Source organism: Bacillus piscicola (assembly GCF_022458745.1).
Taxonomy (GTDB): Bacteria; Bacillota; Bacilli; order Bacillales; family Marinococcaceae; genus Alteribacillus_A; species Alteribacillus_A piscicola.
The window spans coordinates 507895-523337 of record NZ_JAJJJF010000002.1 but is presented as its reverse complement, the minus strand read 5'-3'; the positions used below and the strand labels follow the sequence as shown (position 1 = coordinate 523337).

General features: G+C 41.3%; 15 protein-coding genes and 1 riboswitch. Of the genes, 9 read left to right on the top strand and 6 right to left on the bottom strand.

Annotated features, from left to right (window positions below; all coding sequences use genetic code 11):
• Positions 1-20 precede the first annotated feature (20 nt).
• The gene (locus LOR49_RS07240; protein ID WP_420830411.1) at positions 21-683 is read right to left on the bottom strand and encodes a carboxymuconolactone decarboxylase family protein; all 663 of its coding nucleotides are present in this window, start codon (positions 681-683) and stop codon (positions 21-23) included.
• 596 nt (positions 684-1279) lie between these two features.
• A riboswitch (SAM riboswitch) is annotated at positions 1280-1390 on the bottom strand.
• Between the two features lie 247 nt (positions 1391-1637).
• Here LOR49_RS07240 and LOR49_RS07235 point away from each other — a divergent pair.
• The 4 genes from LOR49_RS07235 to corA all read left to right on the top strand — a co-directional run bounded on the left by LOR49_RS07235 (position 1638) and on the right by corA (position 7188).
• Positions 1638-2381, top strand: a complete 744-nt coding sequence (locus LOR49_RS07235; protein ID WP_240375623.1) for an alpha/beta hydrolase — start codon at positions 1638-1640, stop codon at positions 2379-2381.
• Positions 2382-2506: 125 nt separating this feature from the next.
• Positions 2507-4021 carry a flotillin family protein gene (locus LOR49_RS07230; RefSeq protein ID WP_240375622.1) on the top strand — a complete coding sequence of 505 codons (1515 nt, stop codon included), beginning with the start codon at positions 2507-2509 and terminating at the stop codon, positions 4019-4021.
• Between the two features lie 918 nt (positions 4022-4939).
• The gene (locus tag LOR49_RS07225; RefSeq protein ID WP_240375621.1) at positions 4940-6145 is read left to right on the top strand and encodes a YecA family protein; all 1206 of its coding nucleotides are present in this window, start codon (positions 4940-4942) and stop codon (positions 6143-6145) included.
• 89 nt (positions 6146-6234) lie between these two features.
• Entirely contained in the window at positions 6235-7188 is a 954-nt protein-coding gene (gene corA, locus LOR49_RS07220) for a magnesium/cobalt transporter CorA (protein ID WP_240375620.1), read from the top strand.
• Between the two features lie 752 nt (positions 7189-7940).
• On the opposite strand, the gene LOR49_RS07215 is transcribed toward corA, so the two are convergent.
• The 5 genes from LOR49_RS07215 to LOR49_RS07195 all read right to left on the bottom strand — a co-directional run bounded on the left by LOR49_RS07215 (position 7941) and on the right by LOR49_RS07195 (position 11874).
• Positions 7941-8480: a hypothetical protein gene (locus LOR49_RS07215; protein WP_240375619.1), complete on the bottom strand. Its 540-nt coding sequence runs from the start codon at positions 8478-8480 to the stop codon at positions 7941-7943.
• A gap of 866 nt (positions 8481-9346) precedes the next feature.
• A complete protein-coding gene (locus tag LOR49_RS07210) occupies positions 9347-9625 on the bottom strand; it encodes a hypothetical protein (protein ID WP_240375618.1) in 279 nt (92 codons plus the stop codon).
• 15 nt (positions 9626-9640) lie between these two features.
• The gene (locus LOR49_RS07205) at positions 9641-10633 is read right to left on the bottom strand and encodes a hypothetical protein (protein WP_240375617.1); all 993 of its coding nucleotides are present in this window, start codon (positions 10631-10633) and stop codon (positions 9641-9643) included.
• A gap of 108 nt (positions 10634-10741) precedes the next feature.
• Entirely contained in the window at positions 10742-11488 is a 747-nt protein-coding gene (locus tag LOR49_RS07200; protein ID WP_240375615.1) for an ABC transporter ATP-binding protein, read from the bottom strand.
• Positions 11485-11874, bottom strand: a complete 390-nt coding sequence (locus tag LOR49_RS07195; protein WP_240375613.1) for a GntR family transcriptional regulator — start codon at positions 11872-11874, stop codon at positions 11485-11487. The genes LOR49_RS07200 and LOR49_RS07195 overlap by 4 nt, the downstream gene beginning before the upstream one ends.
• A 639-nt stretch (positions 11875-12513) precedes the next feature.
• Between LOR49_RS07195 and LOR49_RS07190 the strand changes: the two genes are divergently transcribed.
• From LOR49_RS07190 to LOR49_RS07170, 5 genes are all read left to right on the top strand, one after another.
• A complete protein-coding gene (locus tag LOR49_RS07190) occupies positions 12514-12762 on the top strand; it encodes a nucleotidyltransferase substrate binding protein (RefSeq protein WP_240375612.1) in 249 nt (82 codons plus the stop codon).
• A gap of 275 nt (positions 12763-13037) precedes the next feature.
• Positions 13038-13526 carry a YjdJ family protein gene (locus LOR49_RS07185; RefSeq protein WP_240375611.1) on the top strand — a complete coding sequence of 163 codons (489 nt, stop codon included), beginning with the start codon at positions 13038-13040 and terminating at the stop codon, positions 13524-13526.
• 131 nt (positions 13527-13657) lie between these two features.
• Positions 13658-13825 carry a hypothetical protein gene (locus LOR49_RS07180; RefSeq protein WP_240375610.1) on the top strand — a complete coding sequence of 56 codons (168 nt, stop codon included), beginning with the start codon at positions 13658-13660 and terminating at the stop codon, positions 13823-13825.
• A 394-nt stretch (positions 13826-14219) separates the two neighbouring features.
• Entirely contained in the window at positions 14220-14675 is a 456-nt protein-coding gene (locus LOR49_RS07175; RefSeq protein ID WP_240375609.1) for a helix-turn-helix transcriptional regulator, read from the top strand.
• The gene (locus LOR49_RS07170) at positions 14675-15058 is read left to right on the top strand and encodes a hypothetical protein (protein ID WP_240375608.1); all 384 of its coding nucleotides are present in this window, start codon (positions 14675-14677) and stop codon (positions 15056-15058) included. The genes LOR49_RS07175 and LOR49_RS07170 overlap by 1 nt, the downstream gene beginning before the upstream one ends.
• The last annotated feature ends 385 nt before the right edge of the window (positions 15059-15443 follow it).

Genomic DNA, 15443 nt, shown 5'->3' with positions numbered 1-15443 from the left:
TAACGGTGCTGACGTATAACTCAGGACTCGTCATACGCATTTAATGCGTTCACACTATGCGCAATAGCTGAACCTGCTTTTAACGCGACAGCTACGAAGACGGCTTCTGCTAGTTCTTCTAAAGTAGCTCCCGTTTTTTTAGCATTTTTGGTATGTAAGTGAATGCAATAGGCACATCCAGTCGTATGTGCGGAGGCTACCGCGATTAACTCTTTCTCCTTTTCTGTCAACTTCCCAGCTTTTGTTGCTGTTTGATCAAAAGAAGCAAATGCCTTAAATGTCTCTCCATCGAGGTCAGCGAATTCTTCCAATCTATTAAAATAAGAGGCTTTATAAAGCTCATCCTCGCTGTTGCCATCAAATGCATTCAACGCATTCACACCATGAGCAGCGGCTGAGCCAGCCTTTAATGCCGTTGCCACGAAGATAGCTTCTGCCACTTCCTCTTTATCGGCATCATTTTTCTTCGCGTTTCCCACATGTAAATCAATGCAGTAAGGGCATCCGGTAATATGAGCCACGGCAATGGCAATCAGTTCCTTCAGTTTTACAGACAAAACTCCATCCGCCAAAGCCTTATCATTAAAGTCAAAAAATGATTGAAAAGCATCAGGAGCGTACTCCTTTAATTCAAAGATCCGGTTAAAATATGATTTTTTGTATAAGTTATCTGTTTGTGCCAATGTAATCTCTCCTTTTAATTTTTTAATTTTAGTTGTCTGAGTCAATTTCATAATTCAAATGTAGTGATTAAAAAACGTACAATTTAGAAATAGCGTTCAAAAGTTGATTTCCACTGCAGGCGGACGCCTTCACCCACAGGCACAAGTGCGACATCAATTCGAGGCTGCGCTTACGCTTGCTCTCACTGTGTCTTCTTTGCCGCGGGCATGGCTTGTGCCCTCGGGCCTGCAGGATGTAGGTCATGCAACCGTTGCGATAGACGCTAGCGAACTTAGGTTGTTTCCTTACCAGATACGCTCATTGCGAAGTCTTAAGACACATGCTATTCCCGCTGGAGTCGCCGCCTTCCGTTGCAATCAACAATAGAAATCCCGAGAACAGAAACGAATGATATATCATTTATTTACAAATTTGTTCGTTTTTATTGTTAAATTAAGTACTTATGAAATTGATTCGTCTTACATAATTAGATATCCTTAGTATGCTAAATTTATTGATCAACCTCCTTAAATAAATAAATTTTAATTTGTCTTATAAAATTACTTGGTTTAATAAACAAAAAAAACCTTCCGATGAGAAGGTTTTTTGTACACGCTACTCATCTCTCAAGCGAATGCTTGCTGGAATTAGCACCTTTTTGCTGTGTTTCAAGCAACGGTTGCTGCGGGATCACCGGACCAGTTCCTCCCCCGACTCTTGATAAGAATTTGTTTATTAAATTGATTACTTTATATCTTATAGGATTACTTGGTAAAATGTCAAGTGTACAATCTAAATTAATTTATAAAAAAATGTCAGCCTATTACACTGGTACTTACATTTCTGTGGGCGCAAGAAGGATTAAGGGTTGTTTGTACGTCTTCATACGGTTTCGATTAAGGCAGTGCGTTGGTAAAAAAAAGGTGGTGAGATGTTAAGATAAAGTAAATCAACTACACGAGGAGAGAAGAAAAATGAAAATAGTGGCGCCGAAGTCATTTACATACAAAGGTGGAGATCGGGCGGTTCTTCTGTTGCACGGGTTTACTGGTAGTACGGCAGATGTGAGGATGCTCGGAAGGTTCTTAGAGAAGCGCGGATTCACCTGCCACGCCCCTTTGTATAAGGGTCACGGCACAGATCCGCAGAGATTGTTGGAAACCGGTCCGGATGAGTGGTGGCAAGATGCAGTAGCAGGTTATCACTTTCTAAAAGAAGAAGGATTCGAGGACATTGCAGTGGCAGGTATTTCGTTAGGCGGCGTATTTGCGTTGAAGGTGGGCGCAGAATTACCGGTGAAAGGGGTCGTCACGATGTCCGCTCCCACGGAAGGGAAAACAGCAGACGACTTGCGTAAACGGGTCATCGACTACGCTCGGGCTCATAAAAAAATGGGGGGAATGGAAGTAGGGAAAATACAGAGTGAGCTGAAAAAGCTCGAGCAACAGCCGATGCCTTTTCTTCCGGCATTACGAGAAGTTATTGAAGAGGTAAGCGAGAAGTTGGGCACGATCACAGCGCCAGTCTTTGTGATCCAGGGCTTACTCGATGACCCTCTTTACGTGGACAGTGCGAAACGGATTTTTGAAGAAGTGCAAACGGAAGAAAAACAGCTGAACTGGTATGAAAAATCAGGCCACATTATTACGCTCGGGGAAGAGCGGGAGAGGGTGTATGAAGATATTTACCAATTTTTACTTTCAATAAATAATAGCTAACGGCACGGTGTTGTGTATAGAAATGTGGCCGGTGTTCCTTCCTGGAAATACAGACTCCCCTTTACAGGCACTTATATTTACTTGAGAATGGGAGGGGAATCAGAATTGAAAGGGGAGAGGGAAGCATGACTCAAGGTTTGATTATGCTTATATTGGCCATTTTATTGTTCCTGGCCATAGTGGCAGGAGCGGTGGTCTTTTTCATCTTTCGGATCCGGTATAAGACAGCGAGTTCCAATGAAGCGTTGATTGTGACGGGCCCGAACTTAGGAGATCCCGAGAAAGAAAAAAATATCTTCGAGGATAATAATGGGCGCTCGGTAAAGATTATCCGCGGCGGTGGTTATCGTCTTCGTATGTTTCAAACCGCGACTCCGATTGATTTAACATCTTTCCAGTTGCAGGTTAATTCGGAAAAGGCATACACGAAAGAAGGTATTCCTGTTAGCGTTGAAAGTACGGCTGTTATCAGCATTGGAAGTGAATTAGAGATCATGGCTAATTTTGCTGAGAAATTTTTAGGGAAGAAACAGAATGAGCGAGAAGCTGAATTGAATGATGTGTTAAATGGTCATTTGCGCTCGATTATTGCTTCGCTTCCGATTGAGAAAATCTATAATGATTTTAAAGAGGTTAACAGCCAAGTGAAGAAGATTGCCGAAGCAGATTTGAAAGGCATGGGTTTTGAAATTACATCGTTTGCGTTGAACGATGTAGAGGATGTAGATAAAGAAAATGGCTATATTGATGCGCTCGGGCGTCCTCATATTGCCGAGGTGCAAAAAAAGGCCGACATGGCTGAATCTGATGCGGAGAAAGAAACACGTATGTACCATGCGAAAAACGACCAGGAAGCGCAAGACGAAGAAAATCGCCGTTTAACTACGATTGCGGAATCGAAAAAAGATAAGGACATTAAGGAAGCCGAATTCAAGAAGGAGACCAACCGGGCAGAAGCGCAGGCGTCTCAGGCAGGTGAGCTTGAAAAGCAGCGATTAGCCCAGCAAGTAAAAGAAGAAGAACTGAAAATCCAGTACATAGAAAAACAGCGCGCCGTTGAACTAGAAGAAGAGGAGAACAAGCGCCGTCGTTCGATCGCTGATGCCGAGGCCTATGAAACAACGAAAAGGGCGCAGGCTGAAGCAGACAGAGAGAGAATCAAAGGGGAATCCGAAGCAGAAGTCATCCGCCAGCGCGGTGTTGCTGATGCCGAAGCGAAAGAACGCATGGCCAAAGCAATGGAGCAATACGGAGAAGCAGCCATCGTGGAAATGCTCTTAAATGTACTGCCAGACTACGCAGAGAAAGTATCAGCCCCGATTTCGCAAATTAAAGAGATGAAAGTCATCGACATGGGAGGAAGCCAATCCCAAGGAGGAGCAGCAAAAGTATCGAATAATGTCACTTCCACGATGCTTGGCATTCAAGAATCCTTGAAAGAAGCAACCGGCATGGACTTAAAGGCGATGCTCGAAAGCTATGTGTCCCGGGGACAGGTTTCAAACGGTGCGCATGAGCAAGGATACGAGACTGCAGCGGCACAAGAAGACGGTGATAAAGAAGAGAAACAAGAGACCGGAGAGTTAGAAGAAGCTGAAGGGCATACGGACAACAACCACACAGATGAAAAAGCAGAGTAATCAGCTTGAGCAGACGCTAAAACAGGCGTCTGCTTTTGTTTCTGCTGACAGGGCTCCAGTCCCGACAGCCGGCGGCGATGATGTTGCGAAAAGGGAGATGTTGACGAGATGAAAGCATCATAACTACTGCATGAAGCCATGAAATCTGTGGTGTGTCAAAATAACAGCATCATAGCGGCTCTATGACGTCGTGAAAATGGAGTACGGGCGAGATAGCGACGTCATAGCACACGTATGAAGTAATGAAGTCGAGTAAGAGTGAAGATAACAACGTCATACGAGCGCAATGAGGTCATAAAACTGCAGGAACATGGCAATAGAGACGTCATAGCGGTCGTATGAAGCAGTGAAAACGAGTAATGGTGAAAATAGCAACATCATGGCAATAGTAAGAAGTAGTGAAATCGAGCAAGAGTCAAAATAACGACGTCATAAGCGCGCAACGAAGCCATGAAAATGAAGGAACATGAAAATAGAGGCTTCATAGCCCTTGTATGAAGCTATGAAAAGCGTGTTTTGCAAAAACAACAGCATCATAGCAGCACGATGACGTCGTGAAAATGAAGTACAGGCGAGATAGCGACGTCATAGCACGCGTATGAAGCCGGGAAATCGAGTAATGGTGAAAATAACGACGTCATAGGAGTACAATGAAGGCATGAAAATGGAGGAACATGGAAATAGAGACCCCATAGCGTTTGAATGAAGGTATGAAATGGAGCGAGTGTGAAAATAACGACGTAATACGAGTGCAATGGAGTCATGAAATGGGAAGACTCTGCGAATAACGACCTCACAGCACTTTTTTTCTTGTACGTACTATCATTTTTTCACGCTTCTAACGGTACTGTCTTTTTTTTACCACATAAGTCATTTAAAATAGAATAAAAGTATGGAACGGATCGGGGAGGTCGCAGAATGAGTGGGAGAATGAATGAGGAAGACATGAATCTTCTTTTAGAAGAGCTAAAAGACATGAGGAAAAAACAGGAAGAAAAGCGTTATAAAAAATATTGGCGAGAAATCCGTATGCCGTTGACTTTGCACGAGGGGTTAAGTCGTTACACAAAAGATGAATTGAGCGTCATACGAAAAGGTTTACATATTAAAAACGCCAGCAGTTTGAAAAAGGCTGAGTTAATTGCGGTGCTGGAGGAAAGTATTCCGCCGATGCTCGAGCATATCTGTCAATATTGGGATGACGAGCGTTTTAACTTTCTGATGAAGATCGCTGGAAAAGAGGGGAAGTTGGCGATACCTGAACAAAGCGTTGATGATGAACAGCTTGATTATTTTCGTTCTACTGGTTTGATTTACAGTGGGATGAATGAAGGAAAAATGGTATTGGCCGTTCCAGAAGACCTTATTGAACCAATCAGAGCTTTGAAAAACAACCTAACAGTAAGGGCGGCAATAAATAGAAATACAGAGTGGATTAAGCTGACCGGCGGCCTTTTGTATTATTACGGAACACTGAGCCTTACCCAATTAGAGGATATGCTTGAAGCATATACAAAAAGAACCGTAGATGTGAGGGAATATATCTCTGTTATGTATCAAGCTAACGATTACCGGGAACAAATCCAAATAGATGGTGGTTCTTTCTCGGATCTGCAAGTTGTCGATCCAGACAGGGTGAAACGGGAACATAAAATGAGGGAAGAGACGCCTTATTATCCATTTACAAAGCAGCAACTGCTAAAGGCCGGAGTACCGGGATTTGTCGACAGAAATGAAAGTTACGTCCAATTTGTCCGCTTCCTTTCCCAAAACTTTACCATAACGAAAGAGGAAGTGGGCCATATAGCAGAGGAAGTTGTCCATGCAACCAAAATTGGTCATTCACCGAATGATGTCATCCGGTACTTGGGAGAGACCCTGGAATTTAACGACATGCAGAGTGTCCAAGCTTTAATGGAAAAGCTGATGCAGTTAATGAACAACACAAGAGAATGGTTTCTGAAAGGACATACGTCAAGCGAGTTGCATGAGTATGAGAAAAAGCACTTACAGCCATTGCCAGACTCCAAAAATAATCAGGCAACGAGCCCGGCGAAAGTTGGCAGAAACGAGCCGTGTCCGTGCGGCAGCGGGAAAAAATATAAAAAGTGCTGCGGCAGGTAACGAAAAAAACATAGGTCCGACCACTTTGCTGGAATAATATAATCCACCAACACGCACAACTTTATGACTGGCGAAAGGGGTTTCACACATTGATTCAGGTATACGGGATAACCAATCAAGGGGTCCTGGAAAAGGATATTCCGATAACGGATATACATTTCCCGAATTATAGATGGTTGTGGGCGGACTTTGATCAACCTACAGAGACAGAAATTGACTATCTGCGAACCGTATTCCACTTTCATCCGCTCGCGATCGAGGACTGTGTCCAGCGGTTGCAGCGCCCGAAACTGGATTATTATAATGATTATACATTTTATGTCACACACAGCGTGGCCGAAGAAGATAAAGAAATATATAAAAAAGAACTTGATTTCTTTGTCGGACCAACCTTTATTGTGACCTTTCACCGGGAACCTTCCAAGGAAATTTATCAGGTTCGGGAAAGATTACTGGAGCTGAAAGAGTCGGAAAACTGGGATCCCTATGATTTGTTTCACCAAGTTCTAGATAAAATTGTAGACAACTATTTTCCTTTAATCTATGAGATGGAAGATAAATTAGACCATCTTGAGGACAACACACAAAACTTGAAAATGGATGACTTAATGAATGAATTATTTGACATCCGCCATATGCTGCTGAATTTAAGACATACCATTAATCCGATGCGGGATCTGCTTTATCGCATGTTGAATTCGCAGCATCAGAACGGGGTCAGGCAAAGAAAGGAATATTTTTCGGATATCCACGATCACCTCCTTAAACTATCGGAAATGGTCATGTCCAATCGAGAAATCACGGCGGACATCAGGGACAGCTATCTTTCATTAAGCGCAAATCAAACGAATAATGTAATGAAATTCTTGACAATGATCACCTCCATATTCGTCCCGTTAACCTTTATTGCCGGTATTTATGGAATGAATTTTGCCTATATGCCGGAGCTGACATGGAAATATGGCTACTTCGGAACACTTGCCATCATGGGAATCCTTGCCGTCTCTATGTATCTCTGGTTCAAGAAAAAAGGTTGGTTTTAAAGTACGACATAAACTGTTGAGAAACGATCAAGGGCTGACATCCGTGCCGTTCAAAAATAACAACATCAGAGCGGTTCTATGACGTCGTGAAAATGGAGAAACATGAAAATAGCGGTACCACAGCGCTTAAATGAAACCATGAAATCGAGTAGTTGTGAAAATAACAACGTAATTAGAGCGCAATGAAGCCATGAAAATGGAGGAGTGTGGAAATAGAGCTCTCATAGCCGCCTTATGCAGTCATGAAAACCGTGTCCAGCCAAAATAACAGCATCATAACGGCACGATGACGTCGTGAAAATGGAGTACAGGCGAGATAGCGACATCACGTGTCTGTATGAAGCCACGAAATCGAGTAATCGTGAAAATAACAACGTCATAAGCGCACAATGAAGTGATGAAATTGGAGAAACATGAAAATAGCGACATCATAACGTCCGTATGAGGTTGTGAAATCAAGGAAGAAGGAAAATAACAGCGTCATAGGAGTCCAATGAAGCCGTGAAATCGGGAGGACACGTAAATAAAGACGTCACAGTCCTTGTGTGAAAGTGTGAAATCTGTGTTTTGAAAAAATAAGAAACCCATGTCGCTTGTACGGAGCCGTGAAATCATTAGTGTGTTAAAAATAGCATCAAAGCGGAACTATGATGTCGTGAGAACAGGTTTAGTGAGGTCGAAACGACAGCGAATCTATAGTGTGTGGAAGGCTGGAAAAGGGAGCAGAAGGGGGAAAAATCTGGAACACCAGTTTAACCTCTCAGTTTGTTGATTATATTATGGAGTTCCATATCATGCTTGCCGGTTTTGGAACTTAAATACTCAATATCTACTTTCGTATCATTCAACTCATTCGAAACGACATCAAAAACTTTCCGATGTTCGTCTAGTTTATCGTTTGTATACTTGAAATTGCTACTTAGTTCTGATGATAGACTATCTACTTTTGCTTCTATCCGTCCTTGGCTCTGTTTTAAATGTGTCATGTCTTGTTTTAAACCGGCGACGTCCTGATTCAAACTTACCATATGTTGTTTCATGCCAGTAACGTCCTGATTCAAATTTGACATATCTTGCTTAATGCCAATAACATCCCGATTCAAATTTGTCATGTCTTGTTTCACGCCAGTAACGTCTTGGTTCAATTTGGTCATGTCTTGCTTAATGCCGGTTACATCTTGTTTTAAACCAGTTACGTCCTGTTTTAAACCAGTTACATCTCCTTTTAAATCTGTTAAATCCAGTTTGACACCTTGCATTTCGTTTAGAATTTGTTTTAAGATTTCTTCCATTAAACAAACCCCGCTTTCTATTTTTTATAGTATAACATACTAATTGATACAGAAACGGTCAACTAAAGATCGTGCTTCACTAACAATAACCCTTAAGCATCTATTTAAAGTCGTGAAATTGAAGAAACACGAAAATAGCAACATCATAGCGTCTGTATGCAGTCGTGAAAATCATTTTTTTCAAAAATAACGACATCATGGCGCCCGTATGAAGCCATGGAATGAGTGGTGTGCCAAAATAACACCCCCATTGCGGTACTATGATGTCGTGAACATGGAGTGCAGGCCAGATAGCGACATCAAACCGCTCATATGCAGCTGTCAAATCGGGTAAGTGTGAAGATAACGACGTCATAAGAGCCCAATGAAGTCATGAAATTGAAGAAACACGAAAATAGCAACATCATAGCGTCTGTATGCAGTCGTGAAAATCGTTTTTTTCAAAAATAACGCCACCATGGCGTACGTACGAATCCATGAAAACAGTGCTGCGTCAAAATAACATCATCATAGCGGCACTTTGGCGTCATGAAAGCGGAGAACGGGTGAGATAGCGACATCATAGTGTCCGTATGAAGCTGTGAAAGCTAGGAAGAATGAAAATAACAACGTCATAAGAAGCCCAATGAAGTTATGAAATCGGAGAAGCTTGGAAGTAGAGACCCTATAGCCTCCGTATGCAGTCATGAAAACCGTCTTTCGTAATAAACCTGAGCACTGCTTGAAATATTTTTAACCTCTATAATTGTTCGTGGTACGGGAAAGGTATATTCACCTGGTGCCTAGTCTTTGGAGTCATCACATGCTCACCTTTTTTGGAAACTAACAGAGAAGTCCTTCCTTAATCCACGTTTTTATAATAGCCCTTAGCTGTAGATGACACTGCGTATATACCAACCTGCTAATAGTAACAGTGCCAATGATAGAGACAAGGACCCTAATAGTAATGCATTCATTTCTTTTCTATTTATGAAAGCAAATAAACATAAGACAACAGTCACGGGAAGTATAAAGAAAACGATGACGATGAATACAAAAGGCAAGTGACCTTTCATTAATAATGGGGCTAATAGAAGAAATAAACATATGATGCTAAGCCCTAAAGCAGTGTAACTGACCCAAGAATATCTTTTCCGTACTGCCATACATACCAACCCCCTTTACCTTTTTGTTGTTTGCCATGTTTTGTGTTTGTATGGAGTTTTACTTATTAGATAGGCTGCTGCTCCCCCTAAAAGAAACCCTGTCCAATAAAAAAGAAGGGAGGAAGATCCAGTGCTAAGCACCCTTTCTAAAAAACTTCCGGTGATCAGACTACCACTCAGTACGATACTTGTTTGAATGACTGGATAAAGTCTTGGAAACAGCAGGAATTCTCCATTATGCTCATTGGGGGACTTTTCGTATAGGTATAGCCCCGCGAACAAACTGCATAACGTGACTAAAAGTGGAATCCAGCTATACGAAAGAAGTGGTGGATTAGAAAAACTAGTAACATACCACGGCAAGGTAAAGGCTCCTAGCCAATAAGGGGTACTCGGAAGACTCTCCATACCGTGTACGTATAGAAAATGCCGAATAAGAACAAAAATTCCAGCCGGCGCATACAAGCAGCCGACACTGAGAAGTAATTGCGGATAAATATCCCCTGTTATCGTCCCGACAAAGAGGCTGAATGTAAATATTCCGATGAGACCCATTAAGGTTGCTAGAAAAGTCGGCCAAGGATCGGCGGCCGCAATCGATTCCTTATACCCATAAGAAAGAAACATTCCGTAAGCTGCCAAAAAACTTCCCGTGTAAGAGACTGTCAACACTCCCGTGCCCAGTACCCATTTAGACAAGAAAAGCGTGGAACGTTTATACGGAAAGGTCATAGAGAAATTATGAAATCCATTTCGCCTCTCTAACCCAAGAAAAAAAGCTGCAAGGAGGATAACGAAAAGGATCATCCAAACAGAGTATCCTCTAGCCCGTAAGACTCCCTCAATGTGGCTGGCGAACGTTTCTATACTTGCTTCTGAAGAACGATTTAATCGTTCAATACGGAGGTAAGCATTTACAGGAAAACCTAGAATCGGTATGATAACGAGCCCTGCCAAAAGCATCCACGTTTGCTTGATTTCTTGTCTTATTACTGCTTTAGGTATCAAAATTCCCACCTCGAGAAGTGACTTGAAAGATATCTTCTAACCTGATCGGAAGTTCTTTATAAAGAGAGGGGTTATACGAAGAAATTTGATTTTCTTTCTCTTTATGAACTAAAAGGGTATAGATTTTTCCGGTGTGATTAAGAATATAAGCTTTTTTTTGCATGTCTTTAGGAAGATCCCCCTTAAACGTAACCTGTACTTTTTATATTGGTGTTTCCATTCTTCCGGGTTTACGTTCGCTGAAATGCTGCCTTTTTCTAAGAAAATAAAGTTGTCTGCCATCTGTTCGATCTCATGTAGTTGAGGAGAGGTGATGAAAATAGCGGTTTGTTGATGAACAACATTTTCGATCAACAGGCGGAAAACATCCTTTTTAACAAAGGAATCAAGCCCATTCATAGGTTCGTCCAAAAGGATATATGACGGATGAACGGCAAAGGCGAGAATAAGGCCAAAAAGCGCTCGTTGTCCTTTAGAAAAGTGACGAACTCGCTTCACTTCCTGTAAAGAAAAGCGCTGCATCAACTCCTCGTAGTGTGCTGAATTGAATGAAGGATAGGTTTGTTCATACATATAACGAGCATGTCGCGTAGTCAGAGACTGAAGGTAGGGAAGATCTGTACCCATATACACGATGCGGGCTTTTAATTTCGGATGTTTGTGTAGGTTGGTATCATCTATCAGGATGTTCCCGGTGTCTGGACGAATAATATCGGCCAATATTTTTAATAATGTTGTTTTTCCTGAACCGTTCCTTCCTATAAGTCCTGTAAGAGTACCGGATTGAATAGAAAAAGAAATATCACGGAGAACTTGCTTTTTATTTATGTGTTTGGATATCCGCTGGACTTTCATTTGCTGTCCCTGCCTTTGAATGTTTGATAATACTCGCTCACCCACTGCTTCATCGTTTCTTCGGTTACGTTGGCGTAAATGCTTTCCAATACTGCCTCTTTCACTTTCTCTCGTACTAAGAGTGCGGACTCTTTTGTCATTTCTTGTTTGATATTTTCTGAAATAAAGGTTCCTCGGCCACGTACGACCATTAATATTCCTTGCCTTTCTAACTCTTTATAGGCCTTACTCACGGTGTTTGGATTGATCTGTAACTGTGCGGATAATTCCCGAACGGCAGGGATCTTTTCTCCCTTTTCTAACGCCCCCACAGCAAGCAACTCCTTTACTTGTTGAATAATTTGTTCATAAAGTGGAAGTGGATTTTGGAGATTTAAGTTAATCATTCACATAGACATCCCCTTAGTTAAAGTGTACTACGTGAACTGTAACACACAGTACTTGATTAAGGACCATGAAATCAGTTACGAATCAAGATACAGCATCATAGTGTGTCTATGGCGTCTTGGAAACGGAGTGCAGGGTGAGATAGCGACATCATAACGTCCGTATGAAGCTGCGAAATTGCGTGAGTGTGAAAATAACGACGTCATAAGCGCGTAATGATGTCATGAAATTGAAGGAACGTTGAAATAGATGCTTCAAAGCCTCTGTATGAAGTCGCGAAATCGGGTAAGCGTGAAAATAACAACGTCCTAAGAGTCCAATGAAGTCGGGAAAACAGAACACTGGCAAAATAGAGGCGTCATAGTAAGCGTATGCAGTTGTCAAATCGTGCAAGTAAGAAAATAGCGACTTCATAAAAGCTAATGAAGTAATGAAATCGAAGAAACGTAGAAATAGCAGCACCATAACCACTGTAGGACACGTAAAATCCGTGGTTCGGAAAACTAATAGCACTATTACAGCTTTATAGTGAAAACAAAATGCCAGGTGCGGTTGATATAGCACCTGGCATTTATTCATGAAAATTATTTTAGTTATAGTAACACGTCCCGGATGACTCTTGAAGAGGAGGGGATTACATGGAAAGACTGCATCACCGGTTAGCGTCTGCTGAGAGAGCCCTACGTTCGCTGCAACAACTCGCCTTACTCGAAAATCCGTCGGATGTGGAACGAGATGCTACTATCCAACGATTTTCATTTTCGTTCGAGTCTTGCTGGAAAGCAGCTAAACAGTATTTATATGATGTGGAAGGGTTGGATGTCGGATCTCCGAAGGGTGTTATTCGAAGCAACCGAGATAGCATGCAAGACGATAAAACAACGTAATGCAGTCATGAAAAGGCATGGTCTCAAAAATAAAGGCCTTATTGTTCACGGATGAAGACGTGAAAACAAAGGGGTGTTGAAATAACAACAGTATACGACCGCAATGACGCCATGAAATGGGTAGGTCGCAGAAATAGATACCTTATAGCCCTCGGTTGATGCTATGAAAACAGAGATTTGTCAAAATAACAACGTCATACATAAATTCCAATATGCGATGGTGGATGAAGATAGGACCAACAATCTTATATATTTTTGGTAGGAGTGTCGTCACTATGTTTTTGTTTGTAATACAGTTAGGTATCGTATCTATTTTACTCTTGTTTTCGACATTGGCAGCTTGGTATGAAGGTAGTGCCATCTTGGATAATCCTTGGGAATGGAAATATTCCACCCCATTTTCTCAGCTATTTCATGGAGAAGTCCAAAACAGTAGTCACGTATCGCAACTTGACCATTTTGTATACGCGGCAAAGTTCGGACCTACTTTTCCAATAATTGTGGTGATTAGCACGATTTATTTAATCGTACTCCTCGGATATTACTTTTTAAAAAGACAGCTTAAGGGATTTGCTTATTATCTATTCTTTTGGAGCGGAGTTTTGATGTTATTAAGCTCTTTAATCTCTAAATCCCCGACACCAGGTGGACAGATTTTATTCAACATGTGGTTATTAAGTGGGCTCTTATGTGCTGCAATTGCTGTGTATCTGTATGTGCGATCGTCTAATCGGGGGAAACGGGAAGAAGGTCTCAGACAGTAAGGGAAAATATCGGCTTAGACAGGGGCTGTACATTCAGCTTCTGTTCTTACTCATGGACAGAATTGCTACATTAACGGTTTTTTCACCTATTTAGCCGGCGCTTTTCCTACAGTGATAAAAGGAGATTTGATATGAATTATAATGCTTTGTCCTACGCCATTATTGCAGCTGTATTGACAATTGTCCTGGCGAATGATTTATCACTGCTGGTAACTAACATATTATTAGGATTAATTGCCGGAAAACTAAATCAATTTCTTAATTTAGACAAAATACGGATAACAACACAAATAACTTAGAAATCATTCGTTGACTATTATAAATATCTGCTGTTGATTGAAACGGAAGGCGGCGTCTCCGGCGGGAAAAGCATGAGTCTTGAGATCCGCAGGTAGCGAAGCGGACGAGGAGGCTCAACCATGCCCGCGGAAAGCGTCCGCCTGCAGTGGAAATCAACCTTTAACGTAAACTCTAAATTGTTCGGTTCGTAATAACTGGATTCGAATTATGAAATTGATTCAACTAATGGATAATAAATAGCCGCCTTACTTTATTTAACATTTGTGTTCTTTTCTTTGAGATTAGCATAATGAAGCCCTGAAATCATAAAAGCTCTTTTTTCACTGCAAAGCAATTTGAAAAACTACCCTTAAAGTGTATAATTACACCAAAAGTGAAAAAAGAGGTTTTGACATGGATCGCCAAACGGCAAGTGAGCTTATTTCGGAAAAATTAAGACTGGTACGGACAGAACAAGGGTACACGCAAGACAAAATGGCTGACTTTCTTGGTATTTCTAAGAAAACACTTGTTCAAATTGAAAAGGGACGAAAGACAGCAAATTGGACGACAGTTGTTGCAATATGTGCGTTATTTAACCACAGTGAAATCCTTTTTTCAGTACTAGGTGATGAGCCGGTCGAGTTCATTAAATTAGTTGGTCTACAGAATGGTGAGGCACCTAAGGAGAAAACGATGGGTGGGAAAGTATGGTGGAAGAACGTTGACAAAAAAGGAACACTTCGTCTGCAGCAAAATGTAATCAGTAACCATTACCGTATTTTAGATGAGCAACATTATCGTTTGTACAGCACATTTAGTAAGAAGGAAGCAGAAAATCGCTTGCATGAGCTGGGAGGGCGTGACTGATGAGATTCTTGAGAATGTTGTGGTTGATTTTGTCTCTTGCTCCGGCAGCGTTCCTGTTTCATTTTTATGAATACGGTCAGTATCTTAAGCAGGAAGAAGCATCTTTTTTGTTATTAAGTTCTCTCCTATACGTTTTCATCGTTGGATTATTGGCGGGACAAATAAAACTTCGTTACATTATCTTACTCCATACTATTACAGCATTATTATCTGTAGTGTTAGCTATTACCTTCATTCCAGATGACGGCGGCTGGTTTGCGCCAGTGGGGCGAAATGTTGCTGTCATGCTTACTGCCATTCCGTTTTTTATTGGCCAACTAATAATGAGGACGTTTTCAAAAAGATACTTTTCCAAAAGACGTGTGATGGGTCGAACTTCTTAACAACCCGATGGAGTTACGTATATTCTCTGTTTGGGCAAGTATTATCTCCTTCGAATGAGTCTCTAATCATTATGAAAATGGTTTTTCACGGTTTGTGGAGGCACGAATAATTAGGTGGTAAATGTTTTAGGATTACCTTGGTTTTCAGTTTGATTTTTATCGAAAAATATTTGGAAACCATAATTCGCAAGCGAATACACCATCGAAAGAACAAATAAGTTATCGGACTGATTTTCCTTAATTTATAAAGATTAATTTTTTCAAAAAATGCGTTTAAAGGGTAAGCAAGCAAGAAATCAAAAACTAAATTAACAAAAGTATATAACCAAAACTTACCGTAAGTGAAATGGAATATCCAGAGGTTCCCTACAAAATAAGGTCCTAA